Origin of the sequence: Trichocoleus sp. ST-U1, from assembly GCF_039961835.1 — a bacterium.
Taxonomy (GTDB): Bacteria; Cyanobacteriota; Cyanobacteriia; order Cyanobacteriales; family FACHB-T130; genus FACHB-T130.
Map to the genome: position 1 here is coordinate 12,499 of NZ_JAMPJZ010000043.1, position 19,229 is coordinate 31,727.

Sequence of the window (19,229 nt, forward strand, 5' to 3'; positions counted from 1 at the left end):
ATGCCCTTCGACTTAGCAATGGTGCAAGCTATGAGCTTTGCCACTAACCGGAGTGCTTGATAATTGAGCAAATTTTTACATAACTGTGGCTCAGATAAAGATATAGATAAGGGAGCAAGCCATCTACCAAGCGGCAAGAGGACTTCCCAATGCACTACCGTCTTAGATACCTCAGCTTTACTACTGCGACTCTACTACTTTCGGTAACATTTCCCCTTTTACCGCTTACCTCAAACTTTGAGCCGCTGGTAGTTCAAGCACAAACGACCCAAGATAGAAAAGCGGAGGCGAAGCGGCTGAACGCAGAGGGACTTCAGCAATTAGATAGGGGTCAATTTCGAGAAGGCTTAGAGAAATTCCAGCAGGCTTTAGCGATTAATCGAGAAATTGGCGATCGCGAAGGCGAGGGAGTCAGCCTCAACAACATTGGGCTAGCTTACGACAACTTGGATCGATATCCCAAAGCTTTAGAGTTTTATCAACAAGCTTTAGCGATTTTTGTAGAAAGTCGGGACAAGGCGGAGGAAGGAAACACTCGCAGTAACATCGGGTTAGTTTACCGCAAACTGAGTCAGTACCCTAAAGCCCTAGAGTTCTATCAGCAAGCCTTAGCCATTCGCAGAGAAATTGATGACAAGGCAGGGATAGGGACAACCCTCAACAATATTGGAGCAGTTTACAACAGCCTTGGAGAGTATCCCAAAGCGCTAGAGTTCTTTAACCAAGCCTTAGCCATTCGCAGAGAAATTGGCGATAAGAGGGGGGAAGGGACAACCCTCGGCAACATTGGGACAGTTTACAACAGCCTTGGAGAGTACCCGAAAGCCTTAGAGTTTTATCAGCAAGCTTTAGCCATTGCTAGAGAAGTTAGGAATGAAGCGGGAGAAGGGGCAAACCTCGGCAATATTGGGGCAGTTTACAACAGCCTTGGAGAGTACCCGAAAGCTTTAGAGTTTTATCAACAAGCTTTAGCCATTTTCACGAAAATTGGTGCTAAGGCGTGGGAAGGAAACATCCTCAACAATATTGGGTTAATTTACAACAACCTGGGGCAGTACCCGAAAGCCTTGGAGTTTTATCAACAAGCTTTAGCCATTCGTAAACAAATTGGCGATAAGGCGGGTGAAGGAGGCACTCTCAACAATATTGGGGGAGTTTACAGCGATCTGGGGCAGTACCCGAAAGCCTTGGAGTTTTATCAACAAGCTTTAGCCATTGGTAAAGAAATTGGCGATAAGGCGGGTGAAGGAAGCACCCTTAACAATATTGGGGAAGTTTACGGCGAACTGGGGCAGTACGCAAAAGCGTTGGAGTTCTATCAACAAGCTTTAGCGATTCTTACCGAAGTTGGCGACAAGGCGGGGAAAGGGATGACTCTCAATAATATTGGGTTAGTTTACGCCGATCTGGGACAGTACCCAAAAGCGTTGGAGTTTTATCAACAAGCTTTAGCGATTGGTAAAGAAATTGGTGGCAAGGCATGGAAAGGGTTGCTCTTCAACAATATTGGGTTAGTTTACTCGGATCTGGGACAGTATCCGAAAGCTTTGGAATTCTATCAACAAGCTTTAGCGGTTCTCATCGAAGTTGGCAGCAAAGCAGGGGAAGCAAATACTCTCAGCAACATCGGGTTAGTTCACCGAAAATTAAATCAGTACCCGAAAGCCTTGGAGTTTTATCAACAAGCTTTAGCAATTCGCACAAAAATTGGCGATAAGACGGGGGAAGGGACAACTCTCAATAACATTGGGGGAGTTTACTACAACCTGGGACAGTACGAAAAAGCCTTGGAGTTTTATCAACAAGCTTTAGCGATTCGCAGAGACGTTGGCGACAAGGCAGGGGAAGGGACAACCCTCAATAATATTGGGGCAGTTTACTACGACCAGAAACAGTACCCAAAAGCCTTGGAATTTTATCAACAAGCTTTATCGATTGTTAAAGAAATTGGCGACAAGCCAGGGGAAGGTTTAACCCTCAATAATATTGGTTTGCTTTTAGAAGAACAGAAACAGCCAGAATTAGCGATCGCTTTCTTGAAACAATCCGTCAATGTCACGGAAGCCATTCGCAAAGATTTAAGAAGCCTGCCAAAAGAGCAACAGCAGTCTTACACCGAAACCGTTGCAGCCACCTATCGTCGTCTCGCTGACCTTTTGCTCAAAGAAAACAGGGTACTCGAAGCGCAACGAGTCCTCGACTTGCTCAAAGTTCAAGAACTCGACGATTACCTCCGCACCGTACAAGGGAACGAAAATACAAAACCGGGGGTGGAATATCTACCCTTAGAAGAGCGACTTTTGAGTGAGTACAATACTGAACTCGCTTCCGTTGTCCAAATCGGTAAAGAACTACAGAAACTCCAGAAAATTCCCGCAAGCGATCGCACCCCTGAGCAAGAACAGCGCCGACGGCAGATTGAAACCGCTCAGCGGGAATCAACTCGAAAATTTCTCGATTTCATCGGTTCTCCCCAAATTGTCACTCTTGTCGGGCAACTGAACCAAACTACAGGCAGCGAAAACCTCAGCCCGCAAATGCTTGTAGGTTTACAGGACAACCTCAAGAAACTGGCACAAGATGCCGTTCTTCTCTATCCGCTGATTCTCGAAGACCGCCTGGAACTGGTACTCATTACCCCCTACGCGCCTCCGATTCATCAGACTGTCCCCGTCAAACGAGAAGAACTCAACCGCACCATTGTCGATTTTCGCTCAGCTTTGAAAAATCCGAACGCGAATGCGAAAGAACCTGCCCAAAAACTCTACAATTGGCTCATTCAACCGATAGAAGCTGCCCTTAAAGAAGCGAACGCCCAGACGATTATCTATGCCCCAGACGGGCAACTGCGTTACATTCCCCTGGCGGCTTTGTATGACGGCAATCAGTGGTTGGTGCAGAAGTACCGCGTCAATAATATCACTGCCTTGAGTCTGATCGAGTGGGACAAGAAACCCCAAGCGCCTAAGATTTTAGCGGGTGCGTTCAGTCAGGGAAATTACAGCTTTCAAGTCGGCGATCGCAACTTCAACTTTGGAGGATTGCGCTTTGCAGGGAAGGAAGTCGAAAACTTGGTGGCGATGCTTCCCAGCACGACAGGTTTACTCAATCGGGACTTTAGCGAAAAGGAGATATTAGCCCGGATTAGCGATTATTCTATCCTTCACTTCGCGACTCATGCCGCTTTTGTCACGGGTAAACCAGAAGATTCGTTTATTTTATTTGGCAATGGCGATCGCGCAAATTTCCGCGATGTCGAAACTTGGCCTCTGAAAAACACCGATCTGGTCGTACTTTCTGCCTGTGAAACCGGAGTCGGCGGTCAATTAGGTGATGGGAAAGAGATTTTAGGCTTTGGGTACCTGATGCAAAAGGCGGGTGCGAGGGCGGCGATCGCGTCTTTGTGGATGGTCGATGATGGCGGTACCCAAGCACTGATGAATGCTTTCTATACCGCCCTAGAAAATGGCAATACCCCAAAAGCTGAATCCCTCCGCCAAGCACAAATCGCCTTGATTACCGGCGACTATACAGCTTTGGGTCAAGAACGGGGCATTTTTGTCGTCGAACGGATTCGCGATATACCCGGTAATGTTAGCGATCGCCTTAGCCACCCTTATTATTGGGCACCCTTCATCTTGATTGGCAATGGTCTATAAATGCCGATTACTGCTGTTCTTGCCCCGATCCGCCTTGATTCGGTCGTTGAGTCGCAGCGGCATTCTCCGGACTTTCTTCTTCGGCTCTTCTGGCATCAACACCTTCATCCAGAAGATCGGCTGGCTCTACTGAGAGGTCGGCAGCAGTATCAATCCGACCATTCGCATTCGTGTTGGGTTTTGGTGAAGTGCTTTTATGACTGGCATGACCACCTGGCATAATTTTTTCCTCAATTTAAATGAATTTATCTCTTTCAGCTTAGACTCGTCGGTTTAGAGAAATACCCTATCTTGGGGCTTAAATTTGGCTAAAAAAACCAACATTTCTGATTAGTTTCTGTTTATTCATTTCTGTCTATTTATACTCAAAAAGTATAGATGGAGACGCGGCACCCCTTTTTTATACTGGCTATCTAGACGAAACTCGCTTTCAACGGCTTTCAACCCGGCTCTGCCAGAATTTGTCACCCGTGTCTTTTTAATTACCAGAATATTTTTTAGCATATTGAGATTTTAATTCAAGAGATCATACTTAGGATTGATGAGCTTACTAAGATAAATTTGCTTTTCTCTTGAAGAGTTGCTCGATTAAAAGATTTGTTAAATCGGTTAAAAAGATTAGCTCTGTTCTGGCATAAATACGATGAGTCTCTTCAAAGAAATATCGCTAAAGATACGTTTTGTTCTAGGATCGCTGCTCTATGTGAGTTATATGCCGCAGGCATGGGTCTATTCTCGCCAACGCGATCGCATTGAACAAGAGTTTCTCAATCCGCCAGCCGATGAGGCTTTTGACAACCCCGGAAAATTACTGCGGGGCGAGCCAAGCAATCGAGGTGCTAATTTTTACTTCGAGCAAGCAGAGTTAGAAATTTGTTTTCTGACTAGCGATTTAGTCCGAGTGGATTGGAAGCCGGGGATACCGCCGATTCCGTATGCGATCGCTCGTCAGGATTGGTCGGAAGTCGAGACGACGCTGGAAGAAACGGCGGAGGGTTGGACGGTTTCGAGCCACAATCTCACCGTTATCGTCGGAATCGATGGCAGCCTGAAATTCTGCGACGCCTCTGGGCAACCCTTACGGGAAGAACTCCCGCCGCAACGAAAAGACGGGGGATGGATTCACAAAGCCCAACTGCGAGAAGAAGAACGCATTTATGGCTTGGGAGAACGCGCTTCTTCCCTCAACCTGCGTGCAGCGAGGCAGGTGACGGAGAAAGGAGAAGTTACCGAGCAACCGAAAACCTATCGGATGTGGAACTATGACGCGGCTGGGATGTATGCCCCCGGTTCAGATCCGATGTATATCTGCATTCCGGTTTATTGGGGTCTTCACTCCGCTGGCAGTTACTTGGTTTTCTATGAAAATTCTTTTAATGCCAATTTTACGTTTGCGGATGTCGCCACCGCTGACTTCGACGGAGGATCGCTGCGTTACTACTTTACTTCCGGCTCCCCAGCGGAACTACTAGAGCGTTACACGGAGTTGACGGGACGTTCTCCCCTGCCTCCCCGCTGGGCTTTGGGCTATCATCAGTCGAAGTGGGGATATGGTACCGAAGAAGCAGTCCGAAAAGAAGCCAAGACATTTCAGGCTCATAACTTGCCGTTGAGTGCGATTCACCTAGATATTGACTGTCAGGTGGGATACCGAGCCTTTACGATTGACCCGGAGCGCTTTCCCAACTTAGGAAGTTTTACGCAAGAACTGGCTGAGCTAGGGGTACAGTTTATTGCCATTCTCAACCCAGGAATTAAGTACAGCCGCCAGAGCAACTTGTTCTTAGAGGGTCAGATTCTCGATGCGTTTTGCAAACACCCCAACGGCAAGCTTGTTGTTGCCCCAGTTTGGCCTGGTTGGTCAGTTTTCCCCGATTACACGAATCCAACGGTACGCAAGTGGTGGAGTCGGCAGTATGCATACTTGCTCGATGTCGGCGTGGCGGGATTTTGGCACGACATGAACGAACCCGCTGCATTTATTCTTTGGGGCGATCGCTCTCTTCCCAAACCGACACGGCATTTCTTGGAAGGGAGAGGTGGCGACCACCGCGAGGCGCATAACATCTACGGGTTGCTGCAAGCGGAGGCGGGATACGAAAGTCTGCGGGAACATAGACCCCATCAACGCCCGTTCATTGTTTCGCGTTCGGGTTGGGCGGGACTTCAACGTTATGCTTGGACTTGGACGGGCGATATTGAGTGTACTTGGGCGGCGTTGCGCCAGACGATGGCAACGGTGGTGGGGTTAGGACTATCGGGAGTTCCTTATAGTGGCCCGGATATCGGCGGTTTTCAGGGAAATCCGAGTGCTGAACTTTACCTGCGCTGGTTCCAGATGGCAAGTTTTCTGACTTTTTGCCGCACCCACTCTTCTAATAACGTTGAACACCGCACGCCGTGGACGTATGGCGAACCTTACCTGAGTATTATTCGGCAATTCTTGCAATTACGCTACCGACTGCTGCCCTACTTTTATACATTGGCTTGGGAAGCAAGCCAGAAGGGTTATTCTCCAGTTCGTCCGCTTTTCTGGGCTGACAGCGATGAATCTGCACTTTGGGATGTAGAGGATGCTTTCTTGTTGGGCGATGCACTGCTGATTTGTCCAATTGTCGAGGATAAAGCGCGATCGCGTGAAGTCCTGTTACCCAAGGGTCGTTGGTATCGTTTCTGGGATGATGCCGTACTGGAAGGTTCGCAGCTGGTGAATCTGGATGCACCGCTAGAGCAGATTCCGGTGCTGGTGAGGGCGGGGAGTATTCTCCCAATGGAGGAAGAGCGGCAACTGATTCTCCACCTCTATCCACCCGTGCAAGGAACCGGCGAAGCTCATCTTTACAGCGACGCCGGAGATGGATATGGAGAATCGCGGCTCGATCGATTCCGGATGGTGCGGGACGAGAACGGTTTAGAACTGACCTGGGAAGAACAACACGGGGATTATGCTTTCCCTTACGCCAGTGTCCAAGTGCAACTTCACGGGATGGAAGTGCAGCAAGCTTGGATCGATGGGGCAGAAGTGACTTGTCAGGGGAATCGTGTGGAATGCGTTAGCGCAGCGGGAGGCGGTAGCATCCATCGCTTCCAGCAAATTCGTTTGAAAGGAGCGTTTTTTTAATCCCAATTGCCTGTTTTCAGCTTGATTGGAGAATGGCTACGTCAGTCCTGTCGATGATAGTTTCATGCGTACAAACAGTGCCGGTGCCAGGAAAACGATCCACAGTGCCGCGATCGCAAACGTCACCACCTCAAGCGCCACCCCGTAAATGCCGATGAGGCGAGGCACCAGTACGAGCAAGGCAAGTCCTCCCAAACCGACCGCCAGCTTCAACATTTGCTTTTGGAGGGGAAGTATATCTGGAGAGTAATGAACGTACCAATATTCCAGGGGCATTCCAATTCCCATACCCAGTGCAGCACCAAAAATTTCCCAAGCTTGGGGCAAAAAGCCGGTGAAAGGAAACACTGCAACGGGTGCGGAAAGACCGAGGATTAAGAAAAATCGAAAGGGGCGTCCGGAGAACCAATGCAAAAGCACGAACCACAAACGCTGATAAGTCAGCACCAGGATCAGCCCGATCGACACGCCACCGAGTAAGTCTACCGGATAGTGTACGCCGAGATATAGGCGACTCAGCATCACCCCCGCAACAATACCCACCGCAACCACGATCGGGATACGATTGAACGCAGCTAACGTTCCCCACAGGGTAGTTGCAGTAACGGTGTGTCCGCTGGGAAAGGACGGTACTGTTTGTTTTTCGCGGATCTCGATCTGCGGGTCGTGCGGACGCGGCACCGGGAAGAGTGTCCAAATCAGGACGTTTGTAAAGGTTGCCCAGAGGATAATACCCAGCAAGCCGTAGGCAAGCTCTCGCCCCCAGATCCACAACACCACAGCAAAGACCACGGCGATCGCCGGAACTGTCCCTAGTATGGTAAGGGTCTTAAAGAACCAACTCCAGCTAGCCCCAAAAAAGCGCTGAACCCCAATAATCGACTCAGCACTCCACAGTACCTCAATCCCCATGCCGCAATTTTTTCCAAAAAACCTAACTAAATATATTACGTTTTAGCTAAGTCGCCGTGCTGGAGGAGAATTCCACGCTTAGAATGCGGTACCAAAGTCTCAGGGAGAAGCCGTCCCTGTTCGCGGGAAGAAGCCGATTCATAAATCTACGGTGGGGCCTAATAACTGGCTGTTTCCTCCATCTCCTCTTTCCTCGCCTTCTCTTGGAGACTCTACACGAACGGCATGGGTCACAGGAGTATTGTCAACAGCCGGGGTTTCATCCCGCTCCCCCTCGATCCGGTAGAGCATGGGACTTCCTGCGAGGCGAGTTAAAAACCAGAGGGAAAAGTCTCTGGCACTTCGTCTGTCTCCCATCCGGCACGCTCTAGTGGCTGCACTGCTTGGGTTTCGTCGAAGTGGATGATGGCGTCAAATTGGTCGGCTAGCCGTGCGTGGAAGTAATGGCTGCTCCGCTCGGTTTCGGGTCGATAGATGACACCGATCGCCCGTTCCAATCGAGGCTCCCGCAATCCTTTGATTGATGAGCCACTGTCGCGTAAGGCGAGCAGGAAGCGCGGCAAACCCGTATCGTGAAACAGCCCTTCATAACTGTCTGGGACTGCCGGACGGATGCGCTTGCGTTCGGCGGGTGCGTCCCAATTTGAGGCGGCGGTGACGGTTCCCGTGTAGGTGCTGAAGCCGACGAGTACCGCGTCGCGACCGTACTGTTCGCGCACCAGTTGACCGACGTTCAGTTCGCCCTGGGTGCCCATGTCGGTTGCGCGGGCGTCACCAAGATGGGAGTTGTGTGCCCAGAGAACGACCTTGGTGCGATCGCTTTGTTTGTCCAAATGAGCGACAAGGTGTTGCAGCGTTTCCGCCATGTGGCGATCGCGCAAATTCCACGACGATATCCGACCGCGAAACATTGAGCGATAGTATTCTTCGGCGTTCTTGACCAGTCGCGCATTCTGTTCGGCATAGAAAAATTCGTCCTCTGTCACGCGACCATCTCGATCGGCGTACTCGCTAGCACGACGTTGCAATTCCAAAAGTTGGTTGACAACTTGGCTCTCACAGGATTCCTCAACATCGAAGTTGGCGACATACCCGTAGGATTGAGCGTCTTCACCAAAGTCTTCAAAGCACGAGTAGCGGTGACGCGCCTGTTCTGCCGCCTCTGGGTCAATTTTGTCAAGGTAGTCGAGAACGGCGGCGATTGATTGGTGTAGGCTGTAGAGGTCAAGACCGTAGAAGCCAGTCTTCGTCGCATTTTCAGGGAGAGCATTATTGTACTGGCGCAGCCAATCAATGAAGTTGACCACATCCGCGTTGCGCCACATCCACGCGGGGAAGCGTCCAAAGCCAGAAAGTGCTTCGTTACTGGTGGTATCGTCGCTGACACCAGTCACGTAGCGGTTGACGCGGTAAGCATCGGGCCAATCGGCTTCGACAGCGATCGCTGTAAAGCCTTTTTCTTGAATCAGCCGCTTGGTAATTTCGGCTCGCGCTTGATAAAATTCATGGGTGCCGTGGGATGCCTCACCCAGCAAGACAAAGCGGGCATCGCCAACAAGTTCCATCAAGGGGTCGTAGTCCGAGGTGGCACCTGTGAGCGGGTGGGCAATCTGGCGCACGGTATCGGTTAGCTTAGTCTGAGTCGCGTTAGTCTGAGTCGCGTTAGTCTGAGTCGCGTCGGGCATCGCTTTCGCCCTCCTTTCAAAAATTTGCTTGGGACAGCGATCGCTACTGGGTGAATATTTATGCGATCGCATTGCTGATGAGAACTGGTTCTTGGCAGACTCTTATACTTGTGCAAAATACTTGTGCAAAGTCTCAGAACGTGGAGAGTCTACCTCCAAACTAACTGCCACGATTTCTGCTAACTTCTACCCCAGGAAAGGCTCTGAGTGAAGTTAGTCTGTTATGAGGAATACAAAAAAGCCGAGAAACGTAGACGTTGCACGCTCAAAGTCTGATGCGTGTAGCAGCGATCGCTTTCTTGGCATTCTTGGCAACGTTTACGATCGAGACTTCGGCTTGACTCGCACGTTGAAAAACTCTCAATCTATTACTAATAAAGCTTGCAATGACTGCATCGACTCCTGCCTACGTTCTCGCCCTAGACCTCGGTACTACTGGAAACCGAGCGATCTTATTTAATGCTGACGGGATGATTGTTAGCTCTGCTTACAAAGAACTCACGCAGTATTATCCCCAACCGGGTTGGTTAGAGCATGACCCCAGAGAAATTTGGCAAGATACTTGTTGGGCGATGCAGACTGTATTGCAGAAGGCGGATATCACTGCAAAAGATATTGCTGCAATTGGGTTAAGCGTGCAGCGAGAAACTTGTCTGTTGTGGGACAAAACCACGGGACGACCTTTACATAATGCAATTGTCTGGCAAGACCGACGCACGGCACCCCTGTGCAATCAACTTGCAAGTCAAGGTCACGCAGCAGATATTTACGATCGCACGGGGTTAGTATTAGATGCCTACTTTTCTGCAACTAAATTAGCTTGGTTGTTGGAGGACATTCAACGAGAATATTCGCCCATCGATTTAGAGAATGTTTTCGCAGGCACGATTGATACCTGGATTCTCTGGAACCTTACAGGTGGTAAGGTACACGCCACGGATGATAGTAACGCCAGCCGCACGATGTTGATGAATTTGGCTTCGCGGGAGTGGGATCAGACGTTACTGAAGTTATTTAAAATTCCGGTTCATTTGATGCCAAAAATTCAGCCAAGTTTAGGCTTATTTGGTTATACTCAGCCGGAATTATTAGGCAGTGAAGTGCCAATTATGGCAATTTTGGGCGATCAACAAGCTTCTTTATTTGCTCATGGTTGCGATCGCCCTGGCTTATTAAAATGCACCTATGGCACCGGCTGCTTCTTGGTTACGCATACCGGAGAAAAAATACAGCGATCGCGCAATCAACTCCTTTCAACTGTCGCTTGGACACAGACAGGCAATGACGGACAAATCCAAGTCGGTTATGGCATGGAAGGCAGTATATTTACCACTGGAGCTTGCATCCAATGGTTGCGAGATGGCATTAAACTCATTACTGCGGCTACGGATACAGAACGAATGGCGCAGCAGGTGGCGGATAACGGGGGTGTTTACTTCGTTCCAGCGTTGAGTGGTTTGGGTGCGCCGCACTGGGATATGAGTGCGAGGGGGGCATTTTTCGGCATTACAGGCGGAGTCCAGCGAGAACACATGGTTAGGGCGGTGCTGGAAGCGATCGCCTTCCAAGTCAAAGAAGTTGTACAGGCAATCAACCAAGATAGCGGTACCGACATTTCCCTGCTAAAAGTAGATGGCGGAGCTTGTCAAAATGACTTTTTAATGCAATTCCAAGCGGATGTTTTAGGGATACCCGTAGAACGTCCAGCCGTTCTTGATGCTTCTGCACAAGGTGCCGCTTTTGCTGCTGGTTTGGCAGTTAATTTTTGGCAAGATTACACTACATTAACCGCGAGTCGTCAAATCGACCGAACTTTTCAACCCGGTGCGGGAGTCACCCAGGCACAGGCGAATTTTTCAATGTGGCAAAAAGCAGTTGAAAGAGCGAAACATTGGGCGGAGGAGTGAGGGCTGAGGACTGAGGGCTGAGGGTTGAGGTTGAATAGAACTTCTTGGTTAAGATTATGTCCGGCGAATTAGACATAATTCCTCAGCATCCGGAACCCCACCCCAACCCCTCCCCGCAAGCGGAGAGGGGCTATCAACTCCCCTATTGCCCGTAAAAATAAAAAACATTTATTCCGATTCCTTCTCCTTTTAGGAGAGGGCTAGGGAGAGGTTTCAATGGGATTATTTGCCCAACCCCAGAAAAATTGTCAGATAATCTCTATCTGCGTGCCAACTGACGGACGCTTGAAGGACTCCCAAGCATTGCCACCGCGTAAGAACAGTTCGATCCAGCGTGTTTCTTCGCCTTGGGCATTTTTCCAACCGCTGCTACCGGGTGCGAAGGCTAATTGTCCGGGTTCAACGGCAAAGCTGCCATCGCTCATTGTCGCTTCTTGCTCAATGTCACCGATCCGCACACGGATCGTAGTGCGATCGCTCCCCTTACTGGCATCATAGGGAATTGTTGTTTTTATGTTGCCATAACCGTCAATATAGGCGATACAATTTGGCGGCACATCGGGGATATCGGAACCCTCAATCTCATCGGCTAGGGCGTCTGGTTGTCCCAGCGCGATCGCCGCCGCTGCTTGCGGAAACAAGTCACGAGAACGAAACTGGGAACCTTCCGCAGCAACAGCAGCCCAGTGCAATTCCGCCACATCGCGGACAAACGAGAAGGCATAGCCAGCATTGACTCCGATTACCCGCACACCCGTCGGGAGACGTGCGAAAGCCAGACGTTCACCGGCATTCCCGACACGCGCCTGTTCATCGTCTTCGCGGGGCGCAACGTTGTGGTAAATGATAGTTCCCGCCGGGGCTTCATTCAAACCTAACTGGGCGATACAGAAGCCAGCAGCCAGGGTGGCGAAAGCAGGCACGGGGGTAAGGATTGGCTCAGCATCCGGTAGATAGAACCTGATACGCTGCACGACTTCTGCAAAGGCGAGATCGCCAAAGCCGTAATCAGCGATGATATGAACTAACATAAAGTTTTTTTGCTACTTTTGCTCTTTGCAATTTCATCCTATCGACGGGCATTTTTGAATGCTTACCGCCTTGGTATGATTTCCGAGCGATCGCCAGAAACTATCGATGCGAATAAACCCGCACCCTTTAATTTATTTCCTATCAATATTTGTTTAACTTCTAAATCCTCTCTATACCTCTTCTCTCTGCGCCCTCTGCGCCTAAAGCGCTAACGCGCATGGCTTCGCTAAGGCGGTTCGCCAAACAATCAAATAAGATTGCTATATTCGACTAATCAAGTCAACTTCACCCAGTTCTCAAGGCGAATTAATTGAAAAGAATTTATTGGTTTGCAAGTGCCATTATTGTCATTTTGTTGATAGCTTTTATCGGAGGAAGTAAAATTTTGTTTCCTGTTGCCATGACCCAAGATGAAGCCTTTGGTCATCCCGGCACTTGTCCAACTTGGTCGCCTTCAACCCTCACCTTTCTCGGTACTGCCCAAAACCCGACTTCAAAAGTGTGGTTCACAGGTTTCAATGGCATCATTAGCCAGGTATTTTATCCTTCGACTGACAAAGCAGCGACAGTAGACTGGCAGTTTTTAGTAGGGGATACGGCAAAAACTTGGGTTGATGAAGAGAAGCAGGATACTATCAGCCAGGTTAGTTTGAATAATACGCGATCGCTTTCTTGGAAGATTACCAATACGGCGAAAAACGGCATGTATCAAATCGACAAGACAATTTTCACCGACCCCAATCGCAATACTTTAATTCAGCAGGTAACATTCACCGCACTCAGCGGAACGCTGGATAATTTTAATCTTTATACTTTGTATCATCCAGCTATTGACAATAACGGAAAAGCCACTACAGGTTACAGCACTACTTACAAGAATATTCAAATGCTGATTGCTAAAAATCCCACCAGCAATCAAGCATCGGCATTGGCGAGTTCTCTAGGTTTTAAAAAAGGCATGATGTCTTCTGGATTCGTCGGACGCAGCGACGGCTGGCAAGACCTCAAAGGCGGCGAAGTTGATAATACGATGAACTGGACTTATCAGAAGGCAACCAATGGCAACATTGCACAGATGGTAATGTTCGATCTCAGTCCTTATGCCAACCAGAAATCGGTCACTTTTAACCTGGTACTTAGCTTTGGCAATAGTGACAAAAACGCTGAATCGGAAGCCGCAGGAACCCTAAAAGATAATTTCTCTACGATGCTGTCCGGTTACAACGCGCAATGGAACAGCTACACCAATCATTTAAATACCTTTGGCGGCACCGCAGATACTCAGTATTATGTTGCGGCAATGGTACTGAAGGCAGCGACTGACAAAGCATCGGGTGCGATGGTTGCAGGTTTGGGGAATCCGTGGGGGAACTCTAACTACTCAATTTGCACTCCCTCCGGCATCGAAATGTCAGGCGGCTACCACCTCATTTGGCCTCGTGACTTGTATAAATTTGCCAGCGCCTTAATGGTTGCAGGTGACACGGCTACCCCCAAAAAAGCCCTGGATTGGTTGCTAACTACTTTGCAACAACCAGATGGACATTTTCTCCAGAATGCCCTGACAGACGGTACGCCTTACTGGAATGGCATTCAAATGGACGAGACTGCCTTCCCAATTATCTTGGCGTGGAAACTCGGTCGCACTGATGCAGACACCTATATCAATCACATCAAACCAGCTGCTGATTATATTGTGAAAAATGGCCCAGTTACGGGACAAGAACGTTGGGAAGAAAACGCAGGCTATTCTCCCAGTACCATTGCTGCGGAAATTGCGGGTTTAGTTTGTGCCGCAGATATTGCCAAAGTTAACGGTGACACAACCAGCGAGAAACGCTATTTGGCAACAGCAGACTACTGGCAAGGCATGGTAGAAAACTGGACGTTTACGACTAGCGGTTCGATTGGCAATGGCAAATATTTTGAACGCATTGATGATAATGGAAATCCCAACGACGGACACATTTTACATATTGGCAACGGTAGCGGCGAGTGGGATGAACGTTCTATCGTTGACAGCAGCTTTTTAGAATTAGTGCGTCATGGAGTGAAAGCGGCAAATAATCCCTATATTCTCTCCTCCCTTCCGGCGATTGATTCAACCATCAAACAAACAATTCCTGGCAAAGGGGAGGGTTGGTTTCGCTACAATCACGACGGTTATGGAGAAACATCAACAGGTGCAGATTATACAGGTGCGGGAATCGGGCGTTTGTGGCCTATTTTCACCGGAGAACGCGGTCACTTTGCGATCGCACGTGGTAACAAAGCAGACTCTTACCTGGCAACAATGCGTGCCTTTGCCAATCCTTCTTACATGATTTCCGAGCAAGTTTGGGATCTCAATGCACCCTCTGGTTATACTCCCGGAACTCCCACTAAATCAATGACTCCCCTTTCCTGGTCGATGGGAGAATACATCACGTTGCTGGCATCAAATTATACTGGCAAAGTAATGGATATGCCGGAGATTGTTTATCAGCGCTATGTCGTCAATTCATCCAAACCGCATCAAGGCAAAGCGGTAGATTATAACGAAGCTAATGCAAAAAAAGGGTTAGCTCTAACGATTTATTACAAAGGGTTATTGACAAATTCTGAACAAGTCAAACTGCACTGGGGATACAATAATTGGCAGCAAGTTACTGACAGGCTGATGATCCAGCGAGAGGATGGATTCTGGGAGACAACACTCTCTGTTCCTCCGGTAGGAACTACTTTAAATTTTGCTTTCACCGATGGAAATAATTGGGATAACAACGGGGGGAACAACTGGAATGAAACTATCTCAAATTCTTAAATCTGAATATGTCTATTGATTGATGTCCACTCCGGGTGTGTTAGCTAGGGTATTTAAAGGATATACAAAAGTTTTATCGATTTGAATGCCCCTTGAATAAAATTGCTTAAAACACCGGATGAAAGACTTAATCCGAAATTTATTATCATTCTCCAGCAACCGGATTAGTAGTTCTGGAGGCCGGGTAACGCAAGATATGCTCTTATTCGACTCCTTATATGCTGCCCAAGAAATTGCTTTTATTCTCGGCGGTGAATGGGATGGTTGTAATGGGGTGGTATTGCCTAAAAAAGACGAATTAGCGGTTAACACGGCGGCTAAATTAGTCGGAGCGCAATGGTGCTATTGTGAAGACAAAAGTGCCATTTTAATCAAATTTGCTGCTGATGATCTGAAGCGGCGTTATGCAGCCGGAGAAAGGTATTTTATCAATGCTAACTTGAGAGATGCTTGGCTTTGTGAGTGCTTATTGAGCGAAGCTAACCTGAGTTGGGCAAAACTGAATTTAGCGAACTTAAGCAGAGCAAACCTAAGTAAAGCGGACTTAAGTGAGGCAGATTTGAGTGAAGCGAATTTGAGCGAAGCAAATCTGAGTGCAGCTAACCTAACGAGAACCAATCTAGCGAAGGCTAACTTGCGGCTGGCAGATTTACGAGGGGCAAATTTGAGGAAAGCTTTCTTGAGTGAAGCGAACCTCAGTGAAGCCGATTTAAGGGGAGCAAATTTAGAACTTGCCGACTTAAGAGGCGCAGATTTGAGTGGAACGAACCTGAGTGGGGTCAACTTGAAAGAGGCAAAGGTGATTGAAGCAGATTTGGCGAGAGCAACCCTATCGAATGATTGAATTTGAGTAGTATGGATACATTATTAAGCATTGCAATTGGCATTGGTTTGAGTGCGGCTTGTGGCTTTCGGATTTTTGTCCCGCCGCTAGTGATGAGCATGGCAGCACTGTTTGGACATCTGCCACTGGCACCGAATTTTGAGTGGATGGGAACTTATCCAGCGTTGCTGACATTTGCTATAGCGACTTGTGTTGAAATTGCCGCTTATTACATTCCGTGGATAGATAATTTGCTGGATATCGTTTCTACACCAACTGCGATCGCAGTCGGCACATTCTTGACTGCTGCCATCTTTCCCCACGACGATCCTTTAGTTCAGTGGACAATCGCCGTGATTGCGGGTGGAGGTTCGGCGGGTATCGTGCAAGCCTTGACGGGTATGGTTCGCTTTTCTTCAACCGCACTCACCGGAGGATTCGGTAATGGGGTGGTTTCCACTCTGGAAGCAGGGGGTGCGATTATTTTATCCATCCTGGCGATTTGGTTGCCTGTGGTGACTGTCGCCTTAGTAGTCAGTGCTGGGATCTGGCTTTGGCGGAAAGGATATCTCAGGCTACCCAATCCCAAAGAGTCTTGAGCGGTGCAAAGGACATAATAATACCCCCTTCCCTGTCCGGGAAGGGGGTTAAATTTTCTGTATAAAGTTTAGATAGGGCGGAAAATAACAGTTGGACAAGCGGTTAGCGCGGTAGCGTTTCTTAACCATGACTTGGAATCATCAAGTAAACGCCAATGCCTAACTCAGTTCCAACTGTAATGTATTGTAGTACAAATTGAGCGAATTGACAACTCAGTGCTTCTCTATCCTGTCAAGCGTTAACTTGATTAAATTGCTAAAGCAAACAACGAAGCATACACGAGTTGTCCAGACTCTTCGACCAACTGACCCGCAAAGTTTTTCCCTTTACAGGTATGCAGCCGCAGACTCAAGAAGCGTTCTTCTTCTTTGAGCTGAAATCTTTCTGCGGGTGTTTGACTTAGCCAATTCCTGACTTGCAACTGTTTTTCCTGACGGCTTTTGTGCAACTGCTGGCGCAGTTCTTGCAGATTGCTGGCTGCAAAAGGTAGCACGGGTTTGTCGCTTGCTTTTGCGTGCTTTTGGGCATACATTGCTGCCACACCATAGCAGAAGCAAACCAGAGGCATCCACACTTCCCGGAAGTAAGCCGCCGTGGGAGCAATTTCCACGCCAACTAACTGATTCCGAATCAAGAACAACGCCCCGGTTTGCTGGGGAAGCAATTCAAATCGGCTTTGATATTGCGTCAGAAAGGTGCGTTTTTTACTGAGAATTTGCTCTAAGTGACCGCGTTGCGGTAAATCAAATCGCTGATTTAGACGCTCAATTTCTTTCCAGAGTTTGCTGTAGTCTTCCTGACCCCGGAGTTTCAATGCTTGAAAGCGCAATTGCAGGGGGAGAATGAAGAACCATTGTTCTCGACCTTCCAAATAACCGCCTTGACCGGATTGCACGCAGCAGGCATCTTTAAACATGAGTTTCTGTCTCGCAGCAATAAATGCTGACCGACACAAAGCATGATTTTGGGCTTGGTCTTGGATATAACCCATGTGCAGGGGAACGATTGCCACACCTGTTGATGGGTTATGAAGTTCTACATTTCCATAGCCGTGAACTCGACTGAGTTTCAACCCAGACAGGGGACTGGTAAATTGACCCGGACAATCTGGGCTGAAGATAGGGACTACAGTCATGGCTCCAGACTGTTGAGGAATTCCAAAATGATAAGGAGAGAGATCGACTTTGTCGGGAATTAATAACTCTAATGGCTGGTAGTCCATGTGGCTAACTCCTTTTCTTGGAATGTGAGTTTTTGGCGGAGGAATTCCTGCAAAGAAGCTTCGGTTTGCTTTGCACCCGCGATCCGAAGGCTGCGCGGTAGCGCAATCGCAAATAGCGAATTTAGTAAGTCTTCAAAATCGTCTTGATGCCAGAATTCTCTTTGGAGGAGATTAGGCGCAGGTCGTCTCAATTCCAAGTCATCCAGCGCCGTAAACTTGCTATGACAGAAGACAATTGGGGTATGAATACCCAATTGCGGCAAGGTGGCAACGACTCTTTCCAAGTCTCCCGGATACATATTTTCATAACCATCAGAGACAATGGCGACTAAATCGGGTGAGTCTTCTAAAGCGTCCAGTAAAGCACCTGCTAAGTCGGTGTAACCTTCTGGCATGGGTAATTCGCCAACTCCCCCAAGGGTATGGACTTTGAGGTTCGCGCAGCATTTTTCGAGTACCAATTTCAGGGCGACTGACTGCGCTAGAGAACAGTATTCGCGATCGCCATAACTTCTTGTCGAAGCAGACGCATCCAATACCAATGCCACTTGACCTGAAAATTTCGGCAGGTTTACCACAGCTTGTTCGACATAATGCTGCAAAGCTGACATTAATTCCGGCGATTTTCCACCCCGATACAAATGCACCAAGGTTGCGGAAATATCACCGCGATTGGTTGCCGTTACTGTCTTGGGACGCTCTGTTTGTACCTCAAATTGACGATATTGTTGATGAACGAGAGTATATTTAACTTCGCCTTCCGCAGGCATTAAACCTGTTCCCAGAGGAGAATGATACAGAAAAGGTAGAATTGCTTTCACTGATTCTGGATTATGGGCATAACGCAACAGATAGCGATGCAAATCGCTTTTATCAACCGTTGCATCCGACAGCTTTTTCACAGAACCCCGCGCCACATTCTTCCCCAGCGCGTGTTCAATCGCATCCACAACCGCAGGACGACGGCGCAAAGCCATATCCTCAAATTGGGGATGATTGAGGATGTACTGGAGAATCGCCCTCGCGGTATGTTTGTGATTCGCTCGTACCCGTCGCAGTGCTAAAAAGACGGTCAAAACTTGGTCGGGGTGCAAAATTGCCAACAAGAAATTAATGACGCGATCGCTTGTTTGACGTACTTCTTTCGACATCCCCACGCGAGAGCGTTGTAGCAACTGAAACAAAATCCGCAGGCGCTGCCCCGTTGTAACATGAGTGATGAGAGCTAAAAGCGCATACAATTCTGGATTTTGTTCGTAAGCTTCCCGATGCAGAGATTCATCGCTCCAGCGTGGGGGTTGCCCGTTATAACGAAGGAGAAATGGCTCATTACAAGAGCGCAGATGCACAATAATATTCAAGATGGCTGGTTGAGTTGCATCCATAATTTGACTCCTTGCATTACAAAGCTGGAGCGTATCCCCGCAGATGTTTAGGAACGCTCTGATTACTTTGATGAATTCCC

The 19,229-nt window shown here is 48.4% G+C and carries 13 protein-coding genes; 6 read left to right on the forward strand and 7 right to left on the reverse strand.

The window, feature by feature from the left end; all coding sequences use genetic code 11:
* Positions 1–149 precede the first annotated feature (149 nt).
* On the forward strand, positions 150–3,659 hold the full coding sequence (locus tag NDA06_RS15980; RefSeq protein WP_190985782.1) for a tetratricopeptide repeat protein: 3,510 nt from the start codon (positions 150–152) through the stop codon (positions 3,657–3,659).
* 7 nt (positions 3,660–3,666) lie between these two features.
* On the opposite strand, the gene NDA06_RS15985 is transcribed toward NDA06_RS15980, so the two are convergent.
* Entirely contained in the window at positions 3,667–3,879 is a 213-nt protein-coding gene (locus tag NDA06_RS15985) for a hypothetical protein (RefSeq protein ID WP_190412242.1), read from the reverse strand.
* A 423-nt stretch (positions 3,880–4,302) separates the two neighbouring features.
* Here NDA06_RS15985 and NDA06_RS15990 point away from each other — a divergent pair, with 423 nt between their 5' ends.
* Positions 4,303–6,780 (forward strand): glycoside hydrolase family 31 protein, encoded by a 2,478-nt coding sequence (locus tag NDA06_RS15990; protein WP_190985781.1) that lies wholly within the window; start codon positions 4,303–4,305, stop codon positions 6,778–6,780.
* Between the two features lie 36 nt (positions 6,781–6,816).
* Here the strand turns inward: NDA06_RS15990 and NDA06_RS15995 are convergent, their stop codons facing one another.
* From NDA06_RS15995 to NDA06_RS16005, 3 genes are all read right to left on the reverse strand, one after another.
* Positions 6,817–7,692, reverse strand: a complete 876-nt coding sequence (locus NDA06_RS15995) for a phosphatase PAP2 family protein (RefSeq protein ID WP_190985780.1) — start codon at positions 7,690–7,692, stop codon at positions 6,817–6,819.
* A gap of 138 nt (positions 7,693–7,830) precedes the next feature.
* Positions 7,831–7,983: a hypothetical protein gene (locus NDA06_RS16000; protein WP_190412239.1), complete on the reverse strand. Its 153-nt coding sequence runs from the start codon at positions 7,981–7,983 to the stop codon at positions 7,831–7,833.
* Between the two features lie 20 nt (positions 7,984–8,003).
* Entirely contained in the window at positions 8,004–9,377 is a 1,374-nt protein-coding gene (locus tag NDA06_RS16005; protein ID WP_190985790.1) for an erythromycin esterase family protein, read from the reverse strand.
* Between the two features lie 386 nt (positions 9,378–9,763).
* Here NDA06_RS16005 and glpK point away from each other — a divergent pair, with 386 nt between their 5' ends.
* Complete coding sequence (glpK, locus tag NDA06_RS16010; protein WP_190985779.1) at positions 9,764–11,284, forward strand: glycerol kinase GlpK; 1,521 nt, start codon at positions 9,764–9,766, stop codon at positions 11,282–11,284.
* A gap of 248 nt (positions 11,285–11,532) precedes the next feature.
* On the opposite strand, the gene NDA06_RS16015 is transcribed toward glpK, so the two are convergent.
* Positions 11,533–12,315, reverse strand: a complete 783-nt coding sequence (locus NDA06_RS16015; RefSeq protein WP_190985778.1) for an SAM-dependent chlorinase/fluorinase — start codon at positions 12,313–12,315, stop codon at positions 11,533–11,535.
* A gap of 386 nt (positions 12,316–12,701) precedes the next feature.
* Between NDA06_RS16015 and NDA06_RS16020 the strand changes: the two genes are divergently transcribed.
* The 3 genes from NDA06_RS16020 (at position 12,702) to NDA06_RS16030 (ending at position 16,541) form a co-directional block, all read left to right on the forward strand.
* Positions 12,702–15,119 (forward strand): glycoside hydrolase family 15 protein, encoded by a 2,418-nt coding sequence (locus NDA06_RS16020; RefSeq protein WP_190985777.1) that lies wholly within the window; start codon positions 12,702–12,704, stop codon positions 15,117–15,119.
* 118 nt (positions 15,120–15,237) lie between these two features.
* On the forward strand, positions 15,238–15,963 hold the full coding sequence (locus NDA06_RS16025; protein ID WP_190677998.1) for a pentapeptide repeat-containing protein: 726 nt from the start codon (positions 15,238–15,240) through the stop codon (positions 15,961–15,963).
* An 11-nt stretch (positions 15,964–15,974) separates the two neighbouring features.
* Positions 15,975–16,541, forward strand: coding sequence for a DUF4126 domain-containing protein (locus NDA06_RS16030; RefSeq protein ID WP_190985776.1), 567 nt, complete (start codon positions 15,975–15,977; stop codon positions 16,539–16,541).
* A gap of 248 nt (positions 16,542–16,789) precedes the next feature.
* On the opposite strand, the gene NDA06_RS16035 is transcribed toward NDA06_RS16030, so the two are convergent.
* Both NDA06_RS16035 and NDA06_RS16040 read right to left on the reverse strand, forming a co-directional pair.
* The gene (locus NDA06_RS16035) at positions 16,790–17,764 is read right to left on the reverse strand and encodes a DUF6569 family protein (protein ID WP_190985775.1); all 975 of its coding nucleotides are present in this window, start codon (positions 17,762–17,764) and stop codon (positions 16,790–16,792) included.
* Positions 17,746–19,149, reverse strand: coding sequence for a VWA domain-containing protein (locus tag NDA06_RS16040; protein ID WP_190985774.1), 1,404 nt, complete (start codon positions 19,147–19,149; stop codon positions 17,746–17,748). The genes NDA06_RS16035 and NDA06_RS16040 overlap by 19 nt, the downstream gene beginning before the upstream one ends.
* Positions 19,150–19,229 lie beyond the last annotated feature (80 nt).